This window comes from Streptomyces sp. NPDC056222 (assembly GCF_042264065.1).
Taxonomy (GTDB): domain Bacteria; phylum Actinomycetota; class Actinomycetes; order Streptomycetales; family Streptomycetaceae; genus Streptomyces.
Map to the genome: position 1 here is coordinate 1 of NZ_JBHJTL010000051.1, position 22,735 is coordinate 22,735.

At 69.7% G+C, this 22,735-nt stretch carries 22 protein-coding genes and 2 tRNA genes; 4 read left to right on the forward strand and 20 right to left on the reverse strand.

The annotated features are described in order from the left end of the window. Positions 1 to 82: 82 nt before the first annotated feature. The 6 genes from ACFC0D_RS23075 to ACFC0D_RS23100 are packed head-to-tail and all read right to left on the reverse strand — an operon-like array spanning position 83 to position 4,351. Entirely contained in the window at positions 83 to 757 is a 675-nt protein-coding gene (locus ACFC0D_RS23075; protein WP_376438984.1) for a class E sortase, read from the reverse strand. Positions 758 to 799: 42 nt separating this feature from the next. Next, complete coding sequence (locus tag ACFC0D_RS23080) at positions 800 to 2,029, reverse strand: class E sortase (protein WP_376438987.1); 1,230 nt, start codon at positions 2,027 to 2,029, stop codon at positions 800 to 802. Continuing rightward, positions 2,026 to 2,664, reverse strand: coding sequence for an aminodeoxychorismate/anthranilate synthase component II (locus ACFC0D_RS23085; RefSeq protein ID WP_376438990.1), 639 nt, complete (start codon positions 2,662 to 2,664; stop codon positions 2,026 to 2,028). Before ACFC0D_RS23085 ends, ACFC0D_RS23080 begins: the two co-directional genes overlap by 4 nt. Continuing rightward, positions 2,661 to 2,831 (reverse strand): hypothetical protein, encoded by a 171-nt coding sequence (locus ACFC0D_RS23090; RefSeq protein WP_329125917.1) that lies wholly within the window; start codon positions 2,829 to 2,831, stop codon positions 2,661 to 2,663. Before ACFC0D_RS23090 ends, ACFC0D_RS23085 begins: the two co-directional genes overlap by 4 nt. A gap of 55 nt (positions 2,832 to 2,886) precedes the next feature. Beyond that, positions 2,887 to 3,564: a class E sortase gene (locus tag ACFC0D_RS23095; RefSeq protein WP_376438993.1), complete on the reverse strand. Its 678-nt coding sequence runs from the start codon at positions 3,562 to 3,564 to the stop codon at positions 2,887 to 2,889. A 19-nt stretch (positions 3,565 to 3,583) separates the two neighbouring features. Further along, positions 3,584 to 4,351, reverse strand: coding sequence for a DUF881 domain-containing protein (locus tag ACFC0D_RS23100; protein ID WP_376438996.1), 768 nt, complete (start codon positions 4,349 to 4,351; stop codon positions 3,584 to 3,586). 149 nt (positions 4,352 to 4,500) lie between these two features. Here ACFC0D_RS23100 and crgA point away from each other — a divergent pair, with 149 nt between their 5' ends. Further along, the gene (crgA, locus tag ACFC0D_RS23105; protein WP_329118500.1) at positions 4,501 to 4,755 is read left to right on the forward strand and encodes a cell division protein CrgA; all 255 of its coding nucleotides are present in this window, start codon (positions 4,501 to 4,503) and stop codon (positions 4,753 to 4,755) included. Positions 4,756 to 5,039: 284 nt separating this feature from the next. Here crgA and ACFC0D_RS23110 read toward each other — a convergent pair whose 3' ends face one another. Together ACFC0D_RS23110 and ACFC0D_RS23115 are read right to left on the reverse strand one after the other, a co-directional pair. Beyond that, positions 5,040 to 5,906, reverse strand: a complete 867-nt coding sequence (locus ACFC0D_RS23110; protein WP_376438999.1) for a rhomboid family intramembrane serine protease — start codon at positions 5,904 to 5,906, stop codon at positions 5,040 to 5,042. Positions 5,907 to 6,028: 122 nt separating this feature from the next. Further along, the gene (locus tag ACFC0D_RS23115; RefSeq protein ID WP_376439002.1) at positions 6,029 to 6,556 is read right to left on the reverse strand and encodes a peptidylprolyl isomerase; all 528 of its coding nucleotides are present in this window, start codon (positions 6,554 to 6,556) and stop codon (positions 6,029 to 6,031) included. 168 nt (positions 6,557 to 6,724) lie between these two features. On the opposite strand from ACFC0D_RS23115, the gene ACFC0D_RS23120 reads away from it, so the two are divergent. Then, on the forward strand, positions 6,725 to 7,468 hold the full coding sequence (locus ACFC0D_RS23120) for a DUF5324 family protein (protein WP_376439098.1): 744 nt from the start codon (positions 6,725 to 6,727) through the stop codon (positions 7,466 to 7,468). A gap of 71 nt (positions 7,469 to 7,539) precedes the next feature. Here the strand turns inward: ACFC0D_RS23120 and ACFC0D_RS23125 are convergent, their stop codons facing one another. Further along, positions 7,540 to 8,526, reverse strand: coding sequence for a DUF6344 domain-containing protein (locus tag ACFC0D_RS23125; protein ID WP_376439100.1), 987 nt, complete (start codon positions 8,524 to 8,526; stop codon positions 7,540 to 7,542). A 145-nt stretch (positions 8,527 to 8,671) separates the two neighbouring features. Further along, positions 8,672 to 8,744 (reverse strand) — tRNA-Ala (locus tag ACFC0D_RS23130). Between the two features lie 129 nt (positions 8,745 to 8,873). Between ACFC0D_RS23130 and ACFC0D_RS23135 the strand changes: the two genes are divergently transcribed. Then, positions 8,874 to 9,422 carry a DNA-binding protein gene (locus ACFC0D_RS23135; protein ID WP_329118492.1) on the forward strand — a complete coding sequence of 183 codons (549 nt, stop codon included), beginning with the start codon at positions 8,874 to 8,876 and terminating at the stop codon, positions 9,420 to 9,422. A 67-nt stretch (positions 9,423 to 9,489) separates the two neighbouring features. Then, positions 9,490 to 10,815, forward strand: a complete 1,326-nt coding sequence (locus ACFC0D_RS23140) for a protein kinase (RefSeq protein ID WP_376439006.1) — start codon at positions 9,490 to 9,492, stop codon at positions 10,813 to 10,815. Positions 10,816 to 10,864: 49 nt separating this feature from the next. Here the strand turns inward: ACFC0D_RS23140 and ACFC0D_RS23145 are convergent, their stop codons facing one another. From ACFC0D_RS23145 to recF, 10 genes are all read right to left on the reverse strand, one after another. Further along, complete coding sequence (locus tag ACFC0D_RS23145; protein WP_376439104.1) at positions 10,865 to 12,205, reverse strand: hypothetical protein; 1,341 nt, start codon at positions 12,203 to 12,205, stop codon at positions 10,865 to 10,867. A gap of 8 nt (positions 12,206 to 12,213) precedes the next feature. Then, the gene (locus ACFC0D_RS23150) at positions 12,214 to 14,127 is read right to left on the reverse strand and encodes a VWA domain-containing protein (RefSeq protein ID WP_376439009.1); all 1,914 of its coding nucleotides are present in this window, start codon (positions 14,125 to 14,127) and stop codon (positions 12,214 to 12,216) included. A gap of 155 nt (positions 14,128 to 14,282) precedes the next feature. Beyond that, positions 14,283 to 14,417 (reverse strand): DLW-39 family protein, encoded by a 135-nt coding sequence (locus ACFC0D_RS23155; protein ID WP_003958712.1) that lies wholly within the window; start codon positions 14,415 to 14,417, stop codon positions 14,283 to 14,285. Positions 14,418 to 14,578: 161 nt separating this feature from the next. Beyond that, positions 14,579 to 14,905: a hypothetical protein gene (locus ACFC0D_RS23160; protein WP_376439012.1), complete on the reverse strand. Its 327-nt coding sequence runs from the start codon at positions 14,903 to 14,905 to the stop codon at positions 14,579 to 14,581. Positions 14,906 to 15,000: 95 nt separating this feature from the next. Beyond that, positions 15,001 to 15,074 (reverse strand) — tRNA-Ile (locus ACFC0D_RS23165). A gap of 97 nt (positions 15,075 to 15,171) precedes the next feature. After that, entirely contained in the window at positions 15,172 to 15,831 is a 660-nt protein-coding gene (locus ACFC0D_RS23170) for a DUF3566 domain-containing protein (protein ID WP_376439015.1), read from the reverse strand. Between the two features lie 3 nt (positions 15,832 to 15,834). Then, positions 15,835 to 18,435, reverse strand: coding sequence for a DNA gyrase subunit A (gene gyrA / locus ACFC0D_RS23175; RefSeq protein ID WP_376439018.1), 2,601 nt, complete (start codon positions 18,433 to 18,435; stop codon positions 15,835 to 15,837). A gap of 41 nt (positions 18,436 to 18,476) precedes the next feature. Next, positions 18,477 to 20,525: a DNA topoisomerase (ATP-hydrolyzing) subunit B gene (gyrB, locus tag ACFC0D_RS23180; RefSeq protein ID WP_376439021.1), complete on the reverse strand. Its 2,049-nt coding sequence runs from the start codon at positions 20,523 to 20,525 to the stop codon at positions 18,477 to 18,479. Between the two features lie 482 nt (positions 20,526 to 21,007). Beyond that, positions 21,008 to 21,583, reverse strand: a complete 576-nt coding sequence (locus ACFC0D_RS23185) for a DUF721 domain-containing protein (RefSeq protein WP_376439023.1) — start codon at positions 21,581 to 21,583, stop codon at positions 21,008 to 21,010. 4 nt (positions 21,584 to 21,587) lie between these two features. Then, positions 21,588 to 22,709, reverse strand: coding sequence for a DNA replication/repair protein RecF (recF, locus tag ACFC0D_RS23190; RefSeq protein ID WP_376439026.1), 1,122 nt, complete (start codon positions 22,707 to 22,709; stop codon positions 21,588 to 21,590). Between the last annotated feature and the right edge of the window lie 26 nt (positions 22,710 to 22,735).

Sequence of the window (22,735 nt, forward strand, 5' to 3'; positions counted from 1 at the left end):
ATCCATGAGGATGCCGGGGCCCTCCCCGTTGGCTCCGACCCGGGTGCCCGCCTGGGATCCGGTGCCTACCTGGGCTTCCGCCCTACTGCAGCTCCGCCGGTGGCGTCCGGGCCGCGTCGACCTTCTCCGTGCGTTCCAGCTCGCCCCAGACGATGTAGCGGTAGTCCGAGGTGTACATCGGCGTGCACGTCGTCAGCGTGATGTAGCGGCCCGGCTTCGTCCTGCCCGATTCCTTCGGGACCTGCTGGAGGACGTCCACGTTGTACTTCGTCGTCTCCGGCAGGCTCTTGTAGACCTTGTAGACGAACCACGTGTCCTTGGACTCGAAGACGATCGAGTCGCCGTTCTTCAACTTGTGGATGTTGTGGAACTTCGCCCCGTGCCCGTCCCGGTGCGCGGCCAGCGTGAAGTTGCCCTGCTTGTCCTGCGGGAGGGCCGACTTGATCGGGTCGAGGTAGTAGCCGGCGACACCGTTGTTCAGGATCTCGGGCTCGGTGCCCTTCTTGACCAGTATCTCGTCGTCGCCCATCGCCGGGACGTGCAGGAAGCCGATGCCGCCCTTGGTGTCCAGCGCTCCGGGGCCCGCCGCCCACTGGTCGCGGACCTGGTCGCCGTCGCGGCCGGCGGCGCGGTCGGCGAGGACGTTCGTCCACCACAGCGAGTAGACGACGAAGAGACCGAGCACCAGGCCCGCGGTGATGAGGAGTTCACCGAAGACGCTGATGACTCCGGCGATCCGGTTGCGCGCACGTGCCACTGCGTCGTCCCGTTCTGAGTGTGGGGTCGTGAGTCGTGGGTCTCAGCCTACGAGCGCGTCCGGCTTTCCCTTGCTCCGCGGGCGTTCCTCGACCATCTTGCCCCACACGATCATGCGGTACGTACTGGTGAATTCGGGCGTACAGGTCGTCAGCGTGATGTACCGCCCCGGCCCCTTGAAGCCCGACTGCTTCGGGACCGGGTCGATGACCGACACGTTCGACGGTGCGGTCTGGGGCAGGATGCTCGCCATTTCGTACGTGTAGTACGCGTCCTGGGTCTCGACGACGATCGGGTCGCCGGGCTCCAACTGGTTGATGTAGCGGAACGGTTCGCCGTGCGTGTTGCGGTGCCCGGCCACGGCGAAGTTGCCCTGCTTGTCGCTGGGCATCGCCGTCTTCAGGCTGCCCTCCGCGTAGTGGCCCACCATGCCCCGGTCCAGGACCTTGGGCTTGCTGATGCCCTCGGCGACCGGGACGACCACGTCCAGCCTGGGGATGTACATGATGGCGAAGCCCTGCCCCGGCTCGAACGCGCCCGGCGCCCGGCCCTTGGACCAGGAGTCCTCTATCTGCCCCTTGGCCTGGTCGGCCTGCTGGCCGGCCAGGACGTTCGTCCACCACAGCTGGTACGTGACGAACAGCAGCATGACCACGCCGAAGGTGATGAACAGCTCGCCCACGACCCGGCTCGCGACGACCCCGACACTGTCCTTCTGTGCCTTGGCCGCACGGCGGGCCTCGACGCGCGAGAGCGGGGCCGCGGGGGCCCCGGAGGGCGTCTCCGACGGCTCCGACGGCGTCGCTCCCCGGCGACCACGTCCCTTGGCGGCCTTGCGGCGCTCGGCCCTGCCAGGGCCCGGGAGCGGGGCCGCGGCGGGCTCGACGGTCCGCAGGGCCATCGTCCCGTCGTTCGGCTCCTCCTGAGGCTCGTACGGCTCCTCGTACGGCTCCTCGTAGGGCGTCTCGTACGACGTCTCGGGAGTCGGCTCGGGCGCCGGCACGGCGGAAGGCTCGGCTATCGGCTCGTACGCCGGTGCCTCGTACGCCGGTGCCTCGTATCCGGACGCGCCGTACCCGGACGCGTCGTACGCAGGCGTCTCGTACCCGGGTGTCTCGTACGCGGTCGGCCGATGCGCCTCATACGCGGGCGTGTCGTACCCCTGAGCGGCCTGGTACGCCGTCTCCTCGTACGACGCCGTCGGCGTCGGCTCCCCCGGCACCGGCTCGTCCGACAGATTCGTCGCCCGGAACCACGGCGACCCCGCCGTCACGCGACGGCCTTGCCCACCACCGGCGCGAGCCCCGCCGACCGGCCCACCGCCCCCTTGTCGCCGCACTGCTCCAACCAGTTGGCGAGCATCAGGTGGCCGTGCTCGGTGAGCACCGACTCGGGGTGGAACTGCACGCCCTCGACCGCCAGATCACGGTGGCGCAGCCCCATGATGATGCCGTCGTCCGTGCGCGCCGTGACCTCCAGCTCGTCCGGCAGCGCCGCGGGCTCGGCGGCCAGCGAGTGGTAGCGCGTGGCGGTGAACGGCGAGGGAAGGCCGGCGAAGACGCCCTTGCCCTCGTGCGTGACCAGCGAGGTCTTGCCGTGCAGCAGTTCGGGGGCGCGGTCGACGACACCGCCGTACGCCACCGCCATCGACTGCATCCCCAGGCAGACGCCGAAGACGGGCACGCCGGTCGTGGCGCAGTGGCGGACCATGTCGATGCAGACACCGGCCTGTTCGGGCGCGCCGGGGCCGGGCGAGAGCAGGACGCCGTCGAAGCCGTCCTGCGCGTGGCTCAGTTCGACCTCGTCGTTGCGCAGCACTTCGCACTCGGCGCCGAGCTGGTAGAGGTACTGAACGAGGTTGAAGACGAAGCTGTCGTAGTTGTCGACGACGAGAATCCGCGCGCTCACTGGCCGTCCACCGTCACATCGTTGAACGGAAGCAGCGGCTCCGCCCAGGGGAACACGTACTGGAAGAGCGCGTAGACGATCCCGAGGACGAGTACGAGCGAGATGATCGCCCTGATCCACGCGTTGCCCGGCAGATGCCGCCAGATCCAGCCGTACATGACGTCCACTGCCCCTTCCGTTCGTTACGGGCACCAGAGTACGGGGGATCGGGGCTGTCAGGGGTCAGCCGGCCAAAGCAGGTGGCTTGCCCTGCGTCACAGGCTGGGTGGCGTCCAGGTGCGCCCAGGCGATCAGCCGGTGGCTGCTGCCCCACTCGGGCTCGCAGGTGGTGAGGGTGAGATAGCGGCCGGGCCCGTCGAATCCGGATTTTCGGGGGACGGGGTCGATCACGCCGATGTCGGTGGGAACAGTCCGGTGGGGCGTGCGTGCGACGCGGTAGGTGTACCAGGTCGTGCCGTCGGTGAGGACGACCGCGTCACCCGGGCGCAGCCGGGGGAAGTCCTTGAACGGATCTCCGTACGTGCGCCGGTGGCCTGCCACGGAGAAGTTGCCGGTCTCGCCGAGGCGGGCGGTGGCTGCGTAGTGGCCGAGCCCCTTCTTCAGGATGGCCGTGGAGGTGCCTTCCAGGACGGGCCACTCCCAGTTCCTGCCGAGCCGGGGGATGTACATGACGGCGATGCCCTTGCCGGCCGTGTACGCCTTCGGGGGCGGTGCGGCCGCGGTGGCGTCGGGGACGGGGCGGTCGATCCACTCCTGTTCCAGGGTGTCGATCTGGCCGGCCGTGGCGCTCTCGGCCTGGACTCCGGTCCAGAACATCACGTACACGACGAAGAGGACGATCACGGTCCCGACGGTGATGCACAGCTCGCTGAACGTTCTGACGATCAGTCGCACCGCCACCGGCCGGGCCTCCCCGCAGTCAGCTCACAGGCTTCGCGTAGTGGAGATCCACTGTGCCGGAGTAGCCGGGAAGAGTCACCGCCCTGTGCTCGTCCACTTTCCAGCCGAGCCCGTACGCCTTCACGTACAGCTGGTAGTTCTGGACGGCGGGCGCGTCGGCGAGCGCCGCGGTCAGCTTCCCCCGGTCGCCCACAGCGGTGATCTTGTACGGGGGAGAGTAGACGCGGCCCTGGAGGATCAGGGTGTTGCCCACACAGCGCACGGCGCTGGTGGAGATGAGCCGCTGGTCCATCACCTGGATGCCCCGGGCGCCGCCCTTCCACAGGGCGTTGACGACGGCCTGGAGATCCTGCTGGTGGATGACGAGGTCGTTGGCCTGCGGTTCGGGGTAGCCGGGGGCGGCCTGGGCGTTCGCCGGGGCGTCGTTGAGGGTGACGGTCAGGCCGGGCCCCGCGATCTCGGAGGTCCCGGCGGCCGCCTCCAGGGCGCGCAGTTTGGCGTCCTCGGCGGTGGTGGAGCCGTCGTCGCGGGCGGCGAGGGCGTCGACCTGGCCGCGCAGGGCGGCGGTGGACTCGTCCAGTCCGGCGTTCTTGTGGCTGCGCTCCTCGATCAGGTCGGAGAGCCTCAGCAGGGAGGCGTCCGTCCGGATGTTGGTGCCCTTCGCGGTGTTGAAACTGGTCACGAAGATCAGTCCGGCGAGGGCGAAGACGGCAGCGGTCAGCACCCGGACGGGGCGCCACCCAGCGGTTCGGCCCGGCCCGGGGGATGAGTCGGCGGAATTGCTCAACGTACCCTGATCCCCTTCGGTGCCGCGGAACCACTACGCTAACGGACGCCCGGGGGACGCAGTGGTCCTCCTACGTCACAGTCGTCCCGCCCCGGCGCCAGCCACAGTTCCCTGCGCGGTCACGCAGCGCATCGACAGGAGAGTCCCTCGTGCCGAAGTCACGTATCCGCAAGAAGGCCGACTTCACGCCCCCGCCCGCCAAGCAGGCCACCAACATCAAGCTGACCAATCGCAGCTGGGTGGCTCCCGTGATGCTGGCACTGTTCGCGATCGGGCTGGTGTGGATCGTCGTCTTCTACGTCACCGACGGCACGCTGCCGGTGAAGTCCATCAACAACTGGAACATCGTGGTGGGCTTCGGCTTCATCGCGGCCGGGTTCGGCGTCTCCACGCAGTGGAAGTAGCTCCTCCCCGCTCTGCCCGTCAAGCCTTGCCCTGAACTTATCCACAGCGTTGTGCACAGCACTGGATAACTTACGAAGATCTGTGGATAACTCCAGGGCAGGTTGACGCCGGTGTGACTGCGGCACCCCTGCCGGAAGCGCGCCCCGCCCCTCACTCCCGCTGGAAAAGCCCAGCTCAGGAGTGAGGGGCGCAGTCGTTCTCCACCAGGTGCACAAGATCCACCACTCGCTGTGGATAACTCTGGGGAAAGCTTTTCGGGAAGCTCGTCCACAGCCCTCGTCGCTCAGGTGAGCGCGGCCGAGCGGGCGAGGACCATACCCAGGTCGATCAGGAGCACCAGTCCACAGGCCGTGTACTGGACGACGTTCCGCCGGGCCCTCGGCGCGTGCAGCAGTCCGTAGGCGACCAGGGCGCCGCCGACGAGGCCGCCGATGTGCGCCTCCCAGGAGATTCCGGGGCGGGTGAAGGTCAGCAGCAGCGACAGGCCCACGAAGAGGATCACCGGTCGCATGTCCAGTCGCTGGCGGCGGGTGAGTACCGCCCAGGCGCCGATCAGCCCGAAGACGATGCCCGAGGCGCCCAGCGAGGGCTGGTTCGCCGGGGAGAGCAGATAGGCGAGCGCGGAGCCGGAGAGTCCGGAGAGCAGACAGAGCGTGGCGTAGCGGATCCGGCCGAGCTCCGGCTCCACGATCCCGCCGATGACCCACAGACCCAGCATGTTGAAGACGAAGTGCGCGACCTCCTGGTGGAGAGCCGCCGAGGTGATCAGCCGGTACCACTCGCCGTCCGCGACCCCGACCACCTCGGTGAGCGACGGGCTGAAGGCGTAGCCGATCAGCGAAAGCTCGTCCACGACCCGGTCTCCGGCCACCTGGACGGCGATGAAGAGGGCGAGGTTGATCGCGATGAGGATCTTGGTGACCAGGCGCCCGTCGGACGCCACCCGGCCGCCGGCGAGCGTACGGGGCTGGTTGGCGTCGGGCGCGTGGCCCGTGCCGGAGCCGTTGCGTACGCAGTCCGGGCACTGGAAGCCGACGGAGGCGGAGACCATGCACTGCGGGCAGATCGGCTTGTCGCAGCGGGTGCAGCGGATGCCTGTCTCGACGTCCGGGTGGCGGTAACAGCGCGGCATGCCGGACTGCGGCTCCATGGAGATCCCTCCCGAGGAGATGGGGCGACGAGGCGGCGCCCCGCCCTCCTGATACGGATGAGCAGGGCGGAAAGGTTCCCTGGCGGGGGCCGGCCGGCTGTCCGGTCAGCGGGTTCCTCCGGTCAGCGCGTCTCGATGACGACGGACTCCAGGACCACGTCGTCGAGGGGGCGCTGGGTGTTGGCGTTGACCGGCGCCGCGGCGATCGTGTCGACGACCTTCCTGCTCGCCGCGCCGACGACCTCGCCGAAGATGGTGTGCTTGCGGTTCAGCCAGGTCGTGGCCCCGACCGTGATGAAGAACTGGGAGCCGTTCGTGCCCGGGCCCGCGTTGGCCATCGCCAGCAGATAGGGACGGTCGAAGAAGAGCTCCGGGTGGAACTCGTCGGCGAACTCGTACCCCGGTCCGCCCGTGCCGTTCCCCAGCGGATCGCCGCCCTGGATCATGAAGCCCTCGATGACCCGGTGGAAGACGGTTCCGTCGTACAGGCGGTCCGAGGTGACATCGCCGGTGGCCGGGTGCGTCCACTCCCGCTCGCCCTTGGCGAGTTCGGTGAAGTTTCTGACCGTCTTCGGGGCGTGGTTCGGCAGCAGCCGAATCTCGATGTCGCCCAGATTGGTCTTGAGAGTGGCGTAGAGCTGCTCGGCCACGGTCCGCCTTCCGTAAGTCTCCACTGACGCGCATCGCATCCTCGCACGGAAGAGACAGGGGGATGCCCCGGATGCCCGCCCCGCATGCCGGACCGCGATCGGGCAGGCATGATTTCGAAATGGGTGGAAAGGCGAAAAACCGACACCGCCACCGAGGAGGAGGATCCCGTGACCCGGATGGACAGCGTGCGCGCCGCGACCGATTCGGCCAAGGACAGCGTGCTGCACGCCGCGGAAGTGGTGGCGCCCTATGCGAGCACGGCCAAGGAGCAGGCCTCGCAGTACGCCGGCACGGCCAAGGACCACGCCGCGCTCTATGCGCACGAGGCGCGCGTCCGGCTCGCGCCGAAGGTCTCGAAGGCCGCTCAGCAGGCCCGCAAGCAAGCTCGTGTGCAGTACGTCGCCCATGTCGCACCGCATGTACCGCCGCGGGTGGACGAGGCCGCGCAACGTGCCGCGATCGTCACCCGCAAGGCCGCCCGTCAGGCGGCCGACTACACCGTTCCGCGTGTCGAGCACGCGGTCGCCGCGACCGGTCCGGCCCTCGATGAGGCCGGGTCGCGTTCGGTGGCCGCCTGGGCCGCGCTACGCGGACAGGTGACACCGAAGGAGATTCGGAAGATCGTGAGGAAGCATGAGCGTCGGGCCAAGGCCGGACGCGTCGCCATCGGACTCGCGGTCTTCGCTGTGGTGCTCGGCGGCGCCTTCGCCGCCTGGAAGTGGTGGGACAAGCAGGCCAACCCGGACTGGCTGGTCGAACCGCCGGCTCCTACCGAGGTCGATGAGGGGGCGGAACCGTCGTCCCGTACGTCGCCGCTGTCGTCCGTCGACGGCAGTGGAGCTCTCGATCCCGAGGTGGAGGCCAAGGAGGCCGAAGCCGATACCGATACGGACCGCGACGAGCGTCGCTGACCGCGGGCTGCCTCCGCGTTTCGCGGTGGGTCGTGGGTCGTGGGGCACGGGGAGCACGAACTCCCTGCGCCCTACGCCTTCGCGGCGAGCGCGATGTCCGTCAGCTCCGTCTGGTCCGCGAGCGTCGTCTCGTCCGGGGCGTCGGCGGGCAGGTGGCGGACGGAAGGCGAGGAGTTGTGCGCCTCGGCGCCGATGCGCTGCTTGATGGTGGGCGGCAGGGAGCGGTCGCGGACCCAGGGCCACTGATGCGCCGCCCGCTGTGCCGGTACGACGGCCTGGGTGCGCGCCGTGGCGGTGGCGGCCGAGGCCGGCTCCTCCGGCTGCTGAACGGCGGGAGCCTGCGCGGCGGTGGCGGTGGACGCCAGGCCGACGGAGGCGAGCAGGGCGAAGAGTACGGAGATGAAGGCGGTCCAGAACTGCTTGACCTTGGCGGTGGCCATGGCCCCTCGCTTTCGTGACGTTCTCGGATGGTGCATTTCGATTTGCGCGCTTTTCGTACCTTCCTCATGATGTGGACGGGCGCTTCGATTTCTCGGAGCGACGCCGTCACCGCGCAGTTCTTCCGATGAACACCACCCGTACGGCTCAGCGCGCTCCCACGAGCTCCGTGGCGTCGTCGGTGGCGGCCGCCTGCGCGCGCGCCTTCTCGGCCCACCGGACGCGGGCTTCGTCGCGGCCGAGGCGGCCAGGAAGATCCCGCCGAGCACCAGCCGGCCGGGCACGCCCCAGGTCACCAGGAGCGTGGTGACGAGCGGCGGGCCCAGCGTCCGCGCGACCGGGACACCGGTGCCGTAGAAGCCCTGGTACTGGCCGATCCGGCCGGCCGGGGCGAGGGCGAAGCCGATCTGCCGGGAACCGGCGGAGTGACGCATCTCCGCGGCGACCTGGAGCGCCGCGTCGAACGCGAGCACGGCGACGGTCGTCCACGGCCCGGGTCCGGCCGCCGTCACCGCGAACACGGCGCAGGAGGCGAGCATGACGACGCCGGACCGGCCCACCGCGCGCTTGGCCTGCGCAAGCCCGGTCACCGACCTGGCCGTCCGTACCCGGAAGAGCATCACGGCGCGGTGTTGCGACTGCCGGCTTGTCCCCCTCGGCGCCGCACCGACTCCCCAGCGCCTCCTGGGGCGGGCGCACCGGCCGCACGCACCGAAAAATGCCCCCCGACACCGCGTTTCCGCAGGTCAGAGGGCATTCTGGGAGTGGAGCCTAGGGGAGTCGAACCCCTGACATCTGCCATGCAAAGACAGCGCTCTACCAACTGAGCTAAGGCCCCGGAACGAGAACAGAGTACCGGGTCACCCCCTCATTCCCGCAAAAGGATTGGGACTCCCCGTCGGCGACCACGCTCCGTAAGATGCTGATCGAGGTTCGCAGTGGCGAACCGCAGGGATGGGGAGAAGCAATGGACACAGCGCAGCAGGAAGCCACGGCAAGAGCCAGAGAGCTTCAGCGCAGTTGGTACGGAGAGCCACTGGGGGCGCTCTTCCGTCGCCTGATCGACGATCTCGGGCTCAATCAGGCACGGCTCGCGGCCGTGCTCGGTCTTTCGGCGCCCATGCTCTCCCAGCTGATGAGCGGCCAGCGGGCCAAGATCGGCAACCCGGCCGTCGTGCAGCGTGTCCAGGCCCTTCAGGAGCTCGCCGGGCTGGTCGCGGACGGCAGCGTCAGCGCGGCCGAGGCCACCGACCGCATGGACGAGATCAAGAAGTCCCAGGGTGGCTCCGTGCTGACCGGCACCAGCCAGACCACGACCAGCTCGGGCGCGCCGACCGTGCGCCGCGTGGTGCGCGAGATCCAGTCGCTGCTGCGCTCGGTCGCGGCGGCGGGCGACATCATCGATGCGGCGGACTCCCTCGCCCCGGCCCACCCGGAACTGGCAGAGTTCCTCCGGGTGTACGGCGCCGGACGCACCGCGGACGCGGTCGCGCACTACGAGTCGCACCAGAACTGACGTAGAGCAGCCGGGTTCGGCACACACGGCAGAACGAGACGGCACGACGGGGAGCGGGCGTAGCGCAATGGGTGAGGTCTTCGCTGGTCGGTACGAGCTGATCGACCCGATCGGACGCGGTGGCGTCGGCGCGGTGTGGCGTGCCTGGGACCATCGACGCCGCCGCTATGTGGCGGCCAAGGTGCTCCAGCAGAGCGACGCCCACACACTGCTCCGCTTCGTCCGGGAGCAGGCGCTCAGGATCGATCACCCCCATGTCCTCGCCCCGGCCAGCTGGGCCGCGGACGACGACAAGGTGCTGTTCACCATGGATCTGGTGGCCGGCGGGTCTCTGGCGCACGTGATCGGGGACTACGGTCCGCTGCCGCCGCGTTTCGTCTGCACCCTGCTGGACCAGCTGCTCTCCGGACTTGCCGCGGTGCACGCGGAGGGGGTCGTGCACCGCGACATCAAGCCGGCGAACATCCTGCTCGACGTCACCGGAGCCGGGCGGCCGCATCTGCGGCTGTCCGATTTCGGCATCTCGATGCGCAAGGGCGAACCTCGCCTGACGGAGACCAACTACGTGGTGGGAACGCCCGGTTACTTCGCTCCCGAACAGATGCTGGGCGCGGAGCCGGACTTCCCGGCCGACCTCTTCGCGGTCGGCCTGGTCGCGCTCTATCTGCTCCAGGGCCAGAAGCCCGACTCCCGTGCCCTGATCGAGTACTTCATGGCGCACGGGACCCCGGGAGCCCCGGAAGGCATTCCGGAGCCGCTGTGGCAGGTCCTCGCGGGCCTGCTCCAGCCGGACCCGCAGGCCCGCTTCAAGACGGCGACGGGCGTGCGCAAGGCGCTGACCTCGGCGATCGAGATGCTGCCCGAGGCCCGCCCGGACGAGGAGCCGGTCGAGGTCTTCGACCAGATCGGCCCGCTGCCCGCCGGATTCGGCCCGAACGGCCCGGAGCCCCGGGCCCCGGCCCAGCCCGTGGCCACCCCCGCCTCCGTACCGGCACAGCCTCATACACAGCCGCAGACAGAGGGCCAGGCTCTGCCACAGCAGCCCGTGCCGACGCCGAGCCCCTCCGAGACGGGCAGCTTCCACCTGTCCCCGCCCCCTCAGCCGGTCGCCGCCCCCACGCAGCCCCCGGTCACCGCCCCTTCCGCGCATACGGCCTCCCCCCATCCCGCCGCCGCGCCGGACTTCGCCCAGGCCCCGACGGCCGCGGTGTCGTTCAACCAAGCCTCCACTCGTCAATACACCGCTCACGCCCATCAGGTTCCCGCGCAGGCGGCTTCCGCCGCCCCGGTCCCGGCAAAGCGACCGGGACCGCCCCCGAAGGTGGCGGTCCCGGTTCTGGTCGTCGCGCTGATCTGCTTCGCCGTCGGCATCTGGGCACTCACCCAGACCTGACCGGCCGGCCCTGGTCGGCGAGCCCGCCCGCCGACCAGGCGGCCCCGGCCTACCAGGTCGTCGGGGGTCCGAACTGCGGCGGCCCGTCCTGCGGCGTCGCACGCGCCGCCCGGCGCCGTCCCGCGAGCGTCCACAGGCCGAGCCCGACGATCAGTACGGTCCCGGCACCGATCCCGGCCGCCGCGACCAGGGCCATGCTGTCGCTCTTCTGCGCCTGCGGCCCGCTCGCTCCGCTGGCCGCCGCGTCCCGGTCGTCGTCGGTGACCTTGAAGGCGCCGGCGTCCCCGTCGTACGCGGGACCCGCCTTCGGCGTGCCGATGACGTTCACCCGCAGGGTCAGCGGCACCGGCTTGTCGCCGTACTCCTTGGCGACCTCCGGGCTGAGCGTGGCCGACAGGTAGTACCAGCCCGCGAACCGCAGCGCGTTGGTGTAGCTGTTGGAGGAGTAACGGTTCTCGAAGGCGACCGGCCGGTGCGGGTCGAGCGCGAGCGTCGCCTGCTTGCCGTCGTAGCTGAGGGTGTCCTCGTCGACATGGCCGCGGGCCGGGTTGTCGAGCGACAGGACCAGCGCGTTGCTCACGTACGTCGTGGCGCCCGAGGGGCTGCTGCCGATCTCCGCGGTGGCGAAGAGCTGCTGCCCCCAGTCGACGGGGACCCGGTAGAAGAGCGTCTGCCCGGGCTTGATGTCGGCACGCCACTCGCCCTGCTTCAGCGAGGTGGCGTCGTGGAAGCCCGCGCCGCCCTGCCGCTTCTGCGGTCCGCCCGCGGGCGGCGGGGGCGAGGAGGAGGGCCAGTTCTCGGGCAGCTCGGTGGGCCCGGTCTGCTTCACCCCGGGCTCGGTGAGGTACCGGATCTCCAGTTCCCAGTCGTCGGGAGTGGAGACGGCCTTGGAGGTCCGCTCGACCAGCACGTAGTAGGCGCCCGCCTGCTGACAGGTCGAGCTGTCGGCCTCGATCGTGCGGTGGGCGTACGCGGTGATGGGCCGGGTGAACCCGGCGGACCCGAACGCCGTGTCCTGGTAGCCGCACTGCGCGTTGGAGCCGTCCTGCAGGCTGACCTTGATGCCGTCGCCGTACTCCACCTTGCCGCCGGCCTTGGGGACGGCGACGACGGACACGTACGCGTTCTGCTTCGCGTCCAGATCGACCCGGTAGTAGAGCTTGCCGTCCTTCTTGATGCTGTCGCGGTAGCTCTGACCGGCCTTCAACTGCTGGGCGTCCAGGCTGGATGCGGCGCCCTTGACCTGCGTGGCGCCACCGTCGAAGGCGTACGGGTCGTCGCCGGCCGCCCATGCCGCGCCCGGCAGCACCGCGGCCGTGAACACCGCCGCCGCACCCGCCGCCGCGACCAGGGACCCGGCCGCCCGCATCCTCCCGTGCTGCCTCTTCACGCGCCTGTTCACGCGCCTCTCCTCGTGTCCGTAGCCGTCCCGCCCCGTACCCGCTTCACAACGAACACCGCCGCCGCGATCAGTACGACGGCGCCGCCCGCCGCCCCGGCGGCCCCGGTGACGGTCCATCCTGCCCCGCCCGTCCCTCCGCTGTCTGCGTGCGCGGACGATTCGCCCTGGTTGTCGGTCTTTCCGGCCACCCGCGCCGCGCCGTGTTCCGGCCCGGCCAGCTCCTCGCCGAGGACCGCGACCCGCAGGACCATGGCGATCTGCGGGTTCCGGGCGATCTCGGCGGCCTCGGCGCCGAGCGTGACGGCGATGTAGAAGCCGCCGGTGGTGTGCACCGAGACGACGTTGGAGTCGCTCTCGTACCGGTTGGTCCAGGCGACAGGCACCGTACCCATGCTCAGCGCGGCGGGACGGCCGTCGTACGTGGTCTGGGAGCCGAACTCTCCGGTCCCGCCGCCGACAGGGTGGCGCGCCGGCGTGTAGACCTGCGTGCCGCCGTATGAACTCACCGACGAAGAGCCGTCGACGGTGGGCTCGTTGGCGAACTCGACGTCGTAGCGCAGCTGCTGTCCCCAGCCGACCGGCACCTTGTACCAGAGGGTCTGCGAGGGCAGGAGCCGGTCGCGCCACACGCCCCGCCCGAGCTCCCGGGCGTCGTTGAAGCCGGTCCCGCCGCGGACGTCCTTCGGATCGCCGGTGGGCAGGACGGCTTCCTTGCCGCCGGCTCCGTACTCCGGCTGCGACTGCGCCGGAGTGACTCCGGCCCGCAGCGGCTTCTCGACGCCGAGGACCAGCTCCAGCGGCCAGCGGGCCGCGTCCGAGTCGGGCTTGCTGGTGCGCTCGACGACGAACCAGTAGCGGCCCGCCTTGTCGCAGGTCGAGTACCGCTTCTCGGTGGGGATGCGGGAGACGGCCGAAGTGAGCGGGACCGCTCCCTCGTTCTGGTGAAAGATCTCGCTGTCGGTCGCGCAGTTGCCCTCACCGCCGGCGTGGGCGTAGACCAGGGCGGTGCTCAGCTTGTCGACGGTGTCCACGGCCGCTCCGGGCTGCGGCACCGCCGTCGCCGAGAGATCCACCGTGGAGACGTCGTCCACGTCGACGGCGTAGTACCGCTTCTCGCCGGGCCCGATGGTGTCCAGGTACTGCCCCGGCACCAGTGCGGGCGCCCGGTCGCTCGTCGGGGTGCCCGCGATCTGCTCGCCCCGCAGCCGGTAGCCGTCCGCCGAGAGCCGTGCGGCCCGCTGGAGCTGGCGGGCGAGCGCGTCGGCGTCGGGCGCGTCGTAGTAACGGCCGTTGCCCGCCTCGGCGATGCACTCCAGCTGCTTGCGCGCCGCGCCCTTCACCTGGAAGCCGACGGTGTCGATCCGCAGTCCGATGCCGTCCTTGGCGAGCTGGGCGGCGACCTCGCAGGGCTTGGGGGTGCCGCAGGTGTCCTCGCCGTCGGAGATCAGCAGGATCGTGCGCGTGGCGATCGTTCCGCCGGAAGACCCGGGAAGGTCCTGGGCGGCCTTCTGGAGGGAGAGCCCGATGGGAGTGTCCCCGGTGGGCTTCAGCGCCGCGACGGCGGCCTTGAGCCCGGCCCGGTCCAGCGGCGCGACGGGCCGGACGAGCCGGGTGTCCGTGCATCCCTGGGGCCGGTCGGCGCCGTAGACCCGCAGTCCGGTGGGATGCCGGTCGGGCAGGCCGTCGACGACGGTCCCCACGGCGGTGCGCGCCGCCTCCATCCTCGTACGTCCCGAGCCGTCGTCGTCGCCCATGGAACCGGACGAGTCGAGCACCATCACCAGGCTGCCGGCCCCCGACGCCTCGCCCTCGCCCTCGCCCTCGGCCGCGGCCGCTCCCGGTGCCGGCGCGAGCAGAAGGGCGATCAACGCCCCCACCACCCAGCCGGTCGCTGTACGTCGCACTCTCACGCCGTTCCCCCTTGACCGCGATCACTCAACTTTGCTCTCGCAATCTAATGATTTGCGTAGGCGAACTCAAGAGAGGTGGTGTCACGGTCCTGAAACAGCGCGAAGCCCCGGCCGCTCGAACGCGGCCGGGGCTTCGCCCTCAGACAATGTGCGACTCAGACACCCGAACCTGCGGGCACGGAGTCGGTCGCCTCCGTCCACAGATCCTGCTCGGCGCGATCCGCCTGGATCTGGCGGTACACGAGGAGCCCGCCGATGGCGGCCAGTGCGACCAGGAGAAGCTTCTTCACCGCGCGACCTCGTCTTTCGTTGACGTAGGAGACTTCTGACGCCCACTCTACACACCGACCGATACCGATCGGTGACCTAGGCAGGGCCTGTGGCGTGAAATGCAATCGGCCCGAATGGGTGAACCGTCCGGGCCGCGCAACGCCGGAGGGCCACCAGGACCTCAACCAGCGGCTCCGTCCCCATCGGACCGCATCGGGACGACCGTCGATGTCGCCCTGCCCGGTTCGACTTCCCCCGCCCTCCCCCGGGAGCCTCCGGGCCTTCCCGCCGTGCGCTTGAGGAGGCGGAACACGAAGGGGACGGTCAACCAGACGTTCCCTGCCGTCCACAGCCAGAAGATGACCGCCTTGCCGGTCTCCCAGACGCCCCACTGCCCATCGGGGCCATCGAGCATGAACAGCAGGGCCGGCACCCACAGCCCCCAGCCCTTGGCCACTTCCTTGGCCTCGGCCTTGAGGGTCCCCACCGTGCTTCCCGCGCCATCCATGTCCACTCCGCTCGGCCGTCCCCGCTCCATCCGGCGACCTGCCGCCCTACATACCGAAGACCCCCAACCGTGACCGGTTGGGGGTCTTCATGCTGTGGGGCTAACAGGATTTGAACCTGTGGCCTCATCCTTATCAGGGATGCGCTCTAACCAACTGAGCTATAGCCCCGCCGCGCTCTGCGGTGTGTGTCCCGCGCGCTGACTCCTGAAGATTAGCGCACGTGGGGGCCAGTCCCAAAATCGGTTCCTCGGCCCCCACCGCGGCGCTACTCGTCCTCGGCCAGCGTCAGCTCCACGCCGCCCACGAAACCGGCGGACAGGTTGTAGATGAACGCCCCGAGGGTCGCCAGCGCGGTCATCAGGACCACGTCGATCACGGCGATCACCGAGGTGAACATGAGCACACGCGGCAGCGAGAGGAACGACTGCAGATCGAAGCCGTTGGACTCGTTCGAGCCCGTCGCCTCGCTGATCGTGCCGCCGACGGTCGAGAAGACGCCCATGGCGTCCATGACCATCCACAGCACCGAGGCCGCCACGACCGTGCAGACGCCCAGCGCGATGGAGAGCAGGAAGCTCACCTTCATCACCGACCACGGGTCGGCCTTGGCCACCCGCAGCCGCGCCTTGCGCGTACGGGGCGTGGTGCGGGCCCCCGTACGCGGACGGCGCACCGCGCCGGTGTTCTGACCGCCGGCGTCCGGCGCCTGAGCGCCGTACGCCTGCGGCGGGTGGTAGGGCCCGCTCGGCTGCTGCGCTCCCGCGCGATCGCCGGGCAGCGGCCCGTTGTACGTCTCATACGAGGGCCCCTGCCCTCGGGTGTCCGTCACCGCAACCCCCTGGGAGTCCGTGGCGGAACCACGGGCACCGTTCGCTCCAGCAGAAGCTCCGGCAGCCGCCGAACCGGCGCCCGTGGATCCACTCACGCTCTACTCCTCGTGCTCCCCGGCCGAGGGCTGGGTGCCCTCGGCTGCCTCGACCGCGATCGCGGCCTCGACTCCATCGCCGTCCGCGGCAGCTTCGACCTCTTCGGCCTCGCTGCCCGCTTCGGCGTTCCGTGCGATGCCGACGACGGCATCGCGCTTGCCCAGGTTGATCAGCTGGACGCCCATGGTGTCACGGCCGGTCTCCCTGACTTCGTTGACGCGCGTACGAATCACACCGCCGGACAGCGTGATGGCGAGGATCTCATCCGTCTCCTCGACCACCAGCGCGCCCACGAGCGAGCCGCGGTCCTCCACGATCTTGGCGGCCTTGATACCGAGGCCACCGCGACCCTGGACGCGGTACTCGTCGACGTTGGTCCGCTTCGCGTACCCACCGTCGGTGGCGGTGAAGACGAACGTACCCGGCCTGACGACATTCATCGAGAGCAGCTCGTCGCCCTCGCGGAAACTCATGCCCTTGACGCCGGACGTCGCCCGTCCCATCGGACGGAGCGCGTCGTCCGTCGCGGTGAACCGGATCGACTGCGCCTTCTTGCTGATGAGCAGCAGATCGTCCTCCGCGGACACCAGCTCCGCACCGATCAGCTCGTCGTCGCTGCCGCCCTCGGTCTCCCGGAGGTTGATCGCGATGACGCCACCGGAACGCGGCGAGTCGTAGTCCTTCAGCGCGGTCTTCTTCACCAGACCGGCCTTGGTGGCGAGCACCAGGTACGGGGCGGCCTCGTAGTCGCGGATCGCGAGGATCTCGGCGATCTGCTCGTCCGGCTGGAAGGCCAGCAGGTTGGCGACGTGCTGACCGCGCGCGTCCCGGCCGGCGTCCGGAAGCTCGTACGCCTTGGCCCGGTAGACCCGGCCCTTGTTGGTGAAGAAGAGCAGCCAGTGGTGGGTCGTGGAGACGAAGAAGTGGTCGACGATGTCGTCCTGCTTCAGCTTCGTACCGCGCACGCCCTTGCCGCCGCGCTTCTGCGAGCGGTAGTCCTCGGTCTTCGTCCGCTTCACATAGCCGCCACGCGTGATGGTGACGACGATGTCCTCCTCGGCGATGAGGTCCTCGATGGACATGTCACCGTCGAAGGGCACCAATTTGGAGCGGCGGTCGTCGCCGAACTTGTCGACGAGCAGCGCCAGCTCCTCGCTGACGATCTGACGCTGACGCTCCTCGGAGGCGAGGATCGCGTTGTACTCGTTGATCTTCGCCTGGAGCTCGTCGTGCTCGGCGACGATCTTCTGGCGCTCCAGGGCGGCGAGTCGGCGCAGCTGCATCTCGAGGATGGCGTTGGCCTGGATCTCGTCGATCTGCAGCAGACCCATCAGGCCCTCGCGCGCGACCTCGACCGTGTCGCTGCGCCGGATGAGCGCGATGACCTCGTCGATCGCGTCCAGCGCCTTGAGCAGACCGCGCAGGATGTGGGCGCGCTCCTCGGCCTTGCGTAGCCGGAAGCGGGTCCGGCGCACGATGACCTCGATCTGGTGCGTCACCCAGTGGCGGATGAACGCGTCCAGGGAGAGCGTGCGCGGCACACCGTCGACGAGCGCCAGCATGTTCGCGCCGAAGTTCGTCTGCAGGTCGGTGTGCTTGTACAGGTTGTTGAGGACGACCTTGGCGACGGCGTCGCGCTTGAGCACGATGACGAGCCGCTGGCCGGTACGGGACGAGGTCTCGTCGCGGACGTCGGCGATGCCGCCGATCTTGCCGTCCTTCACCAGGTCGGCGATCTTCTGCGCGAGGTTGTCCGGGTTGGTCTGGTACGGAAGCTCCGTGACCACCAGGCACTGGCGGTTCTGGATCTCCTCGACCTCGACGACCGCGCGCATCGTGATGGAGCCACGACCGGTGCGGTACGCCTCCTCGATGCCCTTGCGGCCCACGACCAGCGCGCCGGTCGGGAAGTCCGGGCCCTTGATCCGCTCGATGAGCGCGTCGAGCAGCTCCTCGTGCGTGGCCTCCGGGTGCTCCAGCGCCCACTGGGCACCGGCCGCGACCTCGCGCAGGTTGTGCGGCGGGATGTTGGTCGCCATACCGACCGCGATACCGGCCGAGCCGTTGACGAGCAGGTTCGGGAAGCGCGCCGGCAGGACCGTCGGCTCCTGGTTACGGCCGTCGTAGTTGTCCTGGAAGTCGACGGTCTCCTCGTCGATGTCCCGGAGCATCTCCATGGCCAGGGGCATCATCTTGCACTCGGTGTACCGCATGGCGGCGGCCGGGTCGTTGCCCGGGGAACCGAAGTTGCCGTTGGAGTCCACCAGCGGCAGCCGCATCGACCAGGGCTGGGCGAGGCGGACGAGCGCGTCGTAGATGGAGGAGTCGCCGTGCGGGTGGTACGTACCCATGACGTCGCCGACGACGCGGGCGCACTTGTAGAAGCCCTTCTCGGGCCGGTAGCCGCCGTCGTACATCGCGTACAGCACGCGCCGGTGCACGGGCTTGAGGCCGTCCCGGACGTCGGGCAGCGCACGCGACACGATGACGGACATCGCGTAGTCGAGGTACGAGCGCTGCATCTCGGTCTCGAGCCCGACGGGCTCGATGCGCAGCACCGGCTCTTCTTCTTCAGTGGTCACAGGGGGGTTCTCGTCGGCCATTGCTGGTCGTCAGTCCTTTCGTACGGTCAGCTGAGACCGACTCAGATGTCGAGGAAGCGAACGTCCTTGGCGTTGCGCTGGATGAACGAACGCCGGGCCTCGACGTCCTCACCCATCAGCACCGAGAACAGGTCGTCCGCCTGGGCCGCGTCGTCCAGGGTCACCTGGCCGAGGACACGGTGGTCCTGGTCCATGGTGGTGACGCGCAGCTCCTCGGCGTTCATCTCGCCCAGACCCTTGAAGCGCTGGATCGAGTCTTCCTTGATCCGCTTGCCGTTCCGCTTGCCCAGCTCGACCAGCGCGTCGCGCTCACGGTCCGAGTACGCGTACTCGAAGTCGTCCCGGCCCCACTTGATCTTGTAGAGCGGCGGACGGGAGAGGTAGACGTGACCGGCCTCGACCAGCGGACGCATGAAGCGGAAGAGGAAGGTCAGCAGCAGGGTGTTGATGTGCTGACCGTCGACGTCGGCGTCCGCCATCAGAATGATCTTGTGATAGCGGAGCTTCTCGATGTCGAAGTCCTCGTGGACTCCGGTGCCGAAGGCCGAGATCAGCGCCTGGACCTCGGTGTTCTGCAGGATCTTGTCGATCCGCGCCTTCTCGACGTTCAGGATCTTGCCGCGGATCGGCAGGATGGCCTGGTACATCGGGTTACGGCCGGACTTGGCCGAGCCGCCGGCGGAGTCACCCTCGACGATGAAGATCTCGCACTTGGTGGGGTCGTTCGACTGGCAGTCGCTCAGCTTGCCCGGGAGCGACGCCGACTCCAGCAGGCCCTTGCGGCGGGTCAGGTCGCGCGCCTTGCGGGCCGCCACGCGCGCGGTGGCCGCCTGGATGGACTTGCGGATGATGTCCGCGGCCTCGACCGGGTTGCGGTCGAACCAGTCGTTGAGGTGCTCGTGGACGATCTTCTGGACGAAGGTCTTGGCCTCCGTGTTGCCCAGCTTCGTCTTCGTCTGGCCCTCGAACTGCGGCTCGCCCAGCTTGACCGAGATGATCGCCGTCAGACCCTCGCGGATGTCCTCACCCGTGAGGTTGTCGTCCTTCTCACGCAGCAGCTTCTTGTCCCGCGCGTAGCGGTTCACCAGGCCCGTCAGCGCGGCCCGGAAGCCCTCCTCGTGCGTACCGCCCTCATGCGTGTGGATCGTGTTCGCGAAGGAGTACACGCCCTCGCTGTACTGCGAGTTCCACTGCATCGCGATCTCGACCGAGAGCGTGCGCTCCTTGTCCTCGGCCTCGACGTCGATGACGGTCGGGTGGATCAGCTCGCCCTTGCGCGAGTTGAGGTACTTCACGAAGTCGACGATGCCGCCCTCGTAGTGGTACTTCACCGTGCGCGCGGTGGGCTCGGCGGCCGCCTCGGCGTCCGGGTCGTCGGCGCCGACGGTCGCCTTCGCGGACTCGCGCTCGTCGGTGAGGGCGATGGTGAGGCCCTTGTTGAGGAACGCCATCTCCTGGAAGCGGCGCGAGAGCGTCTCGAAGGAGTACTCGGTCGTCTCGAAGATGTCCGGGTCGGACCAGAACGTGACCGAGGTGCCGGTCTCGTCGGTCTCCTCGTGCTGCGCGAGGGGCGCGGTCGGGACGCCCATCTTGTAATCCTGCGTCCAGCGGTGGCCGTCGGTCTTGATCTCCACCGAGACCTTGGTGGACAGGGCGTTGACGACGGAGACGCCGACGCCGTGCAGACCGCCGGAGACCGCGTAGCCGCCGCCGCCGAACTTGCCGCCCGCGTGGAGGACCGTGAGCACGACCTCGACGGCCGGCTTGCCCTCGGAGGGGACGATGCCGACGGGGATGCCGCGGCCGTTGTCGACGACGCGGACGCCGCCGTCGGCCAGGATCGTCACGTCGATGGTGTCCGCGTGGCCGGCCAGGGCCTCGTCGACGGAGTTGTCGACGACCTCCTGCACCATGTGGTGCAGTCCGCGCTCACCGGTGGACCCGATGTACATGCCGGGTCGCTTGCGGACCGCGTCCAGACCCTCGAGGACGGTGATCGCGCTGGCGTCGTACGACGCAGCGTTGGCGGACGGAATGTTCTCGTTGGGGTTGCCGGAATCGGCCACGAAGCGCCCTTTCTGGCACAGCACAGGCCGTTCTCCGGGCATACGGGAGCGGCTGCGTCGTTCGACTTGTTCCGCGGGGTGGCGGGATTGTCTACCAGTCTACCGGTAGCGCCGACACGAATGGGGGTTTGCCGGTACCTGAGTCCGCATGTGCCGCCCTGGGCGGGAGCGAGACGACTCCCCATATCCAGGGAGGGGCTCCAAAGGGCTCTGACGGCCACCCAGCGCTTCGGGCCGTAGCGCGGCGTGGGCATCACCACCGCGACCGTCGTGGGCAACTGTTCCACTGGGCGGTGCCCGCCCACCCTCCGCCTGTCCCGCCCCGCTGTGGGCATACGTTCCGCCGGGGCTGGGGGTCCCCCCGGACGAAGTCTGGGGGAGGGTGGGCACAGCGGAACGGCGCCCTTGCGGGCGCGCTCCGCACGTGTACCGGCACCACGAGGGCCCGCTCTGCTGGGGCCTGGACCACTGGGACCCGCACTACAGCAGCCGCCCCGCCCGGCGCTCTAGCCGTACGTGTCCCCAGGTCCCACGGACCCGGGCGCCCGCAGCGGCCCGTACCCCTTGCGCGGACCACCCGGCCCCAAGACCTTGATCACCCGCACCGTCCCGTGCCCCAGGTCCTCGTTCAGCCGCGCCACCAGCCTCGGCGCCAACAGCCGAAGCTGTGTCGCCCACGCCGTCGAGTCGCACTGCACGGTCAGCACCCGCTCCTCCGGCGCCTCGTCGTACTTCAGCGGTACGCAGTGCTTCGCCAGGTCCTCGCCCACGATCTGCGGCCAGCGCCCCATGACCCCGCCCACCGCCGCCGGCGTCTCCCAGCCGCGCTCGGTGATGAGCCGGTTGATCGCGGCGCCGAGCCCGACCGGGTCGCGCCCGTCGGCGTGGGCGCCCGAGCGCAGCCCGCCGCCGCGCCGGGCCTGCTTCTTCTGCTGAGCCGCGGCGCCCCGCGCCTTCGCCTGCTCCTTCGCCGCACGCAGCGCGACCCGCGCGAGATCCACACCCGACGGCTCGGCCGCCTTGGAGGCCTGGGGAACCCCGGCCTGAGGGATCTGGGCCTGGGGGCTCTCGTTCTCGCTCACGACCTCACAGCCTCTCCACCGAACCCCCCGCGACCGAGTACCGGACCCCCGCCAGCACCCCCGGCACGTCGTCGTCCACCGCCGCCGTCACCAGCACCTGCTCGCCCGGAGCCACCAGCTCCGCGAGCCGCTCCCGGCGGCGCGCGTCCAGCTCCGCGAAGACGTCGTCGAGGACGAGCACCGGCTCGTTCCCCTCGGCCCGCAGCAGGTCGTAGGAGGCCAGCCGCAGCGCCAGCGCGTACGACCAGGACTCCCCGTGACTCGCGTACCCCTTCGCCGGCAGATCGCCGAGCTTGAGCAGCAGCTCGTCCCGGTGCGGCCCGACCAGCGTCACGCCGCGCTCGATCTCCTGCTTGCGCACCTCCTCGAGCGCGGAGATCAGCTGCTCGTACAGCTCCTCACGGGTGTGCCCGGGGCCCGGCGCGGACGGCCGGTACTCCAGCAGAATCGGCCCGCCACCCGGCGCCAGCTGCTCGTACGCCTTGTCGGCCAGCGGCTGCAGTTCGGCGATCAGATCCAGCCGCTGCGCCAGCAGCTCGGCGCCCGCGCGCGCCAGATGCTGGTCCCACACGTCCAACGTCGACAGGTCCATGCCACGGCCGCCGTGCCGCCGTGCCATCGCGGCGGACTTCAGCAGGGTGTTGCGCTGCTTGAGCACGCGCTCGTAGTCGGAGCGCACACCCGCCATGCGCGGCGAGCGCGCCGTGATCAGCTCGTCGAGGAAGCGTCGGCGCTCCCCGGGATCACCCTTGATCAGGGCCAGATCCTCCGGAGCGAACAGCACGGTCCGTACGATCCCCAGGACGTCACGCGGCCTGACCTGCGAGGACCTGTTGATACGGGCACGGTTGGCCCGGCCCGGGTTGAGCTCCAGCTCGACCAGCTGGGAGCGCTCGCCCTGGGTGACCGCGGCGCGGATGATCGCCCGGTCCGCCCCCATCCGTACCAGCGGGGCGTCCGAGGCGACGCGGTGGCTGCCGAGGGTGGCGAGATAGCCGACGGCCTCGACCAGATTGGTCTTGCCCTGGCCGTTGGCGCCCACGAAAGCCGTGACGCCCGGATCGAGCGGGACCTCGACCCGGGCGTAGGAGCGGAAGTCGGCCAGCGACAGATGCGTGACATGCATGGTGTACGCCGACCTTCCCCCGGCTG

Excerpts from the sequence above, each read along its gene's own strand:
- recF (WP_376439026.1), bottom strand. The coding sequence starts at position 22,709 with ATGCATGTCACGCATCTGTCGCTGGCCGACTTCCGCTCCTACGCCCGG.
- ACFC0D_RS23140 (WP_376439006.1), top strand. The coding sequence starts at position 9,490 with ATGGGTGAGGTCTTCGCTGGTCGGTACGAGCTGATCGACCCGATCGGA.
- ACFC0D_RS23125 (WP_376439100.1), bottom strand. The coding sequence starts at position 8,526 with ATGCTCTTCCGGGTACGGACGGCCAGGTCGGTGACCGGGCTTGCGCAG.
- gyrA (WP_376439018.1), bottom strand. The coding sequence starts at position 18,435 with ATGGCCGACGAGAACCCCCCTGTGACCACTGAAGAAGAAGAGCCGGTG.
- ACFC0D_RS23110 (WP_376438999.1), bottom strand. The coding sequence starts at position 5,906 with ATGGAGCCGCAGTCCGGCATGCCGCGCTGTTACCGCCACCCGGACGTC.
- ACFC0D_RS23135 (WP_329118492.1), top strand. The coding sequence starts at position 8,874 with ATGGACACAGCGCAGCAGGAAGCCACGGCAAGAGCCAGAGAGCTTCAG.
- ACFC0D_RS23160 (WP_376439012.1), bottom strand. The coding sequence starts at position 14,905 with ATGGATGGCGCGGGAAGCACGGTGGGGACCCTCAAGGCCGAGGCCAAG.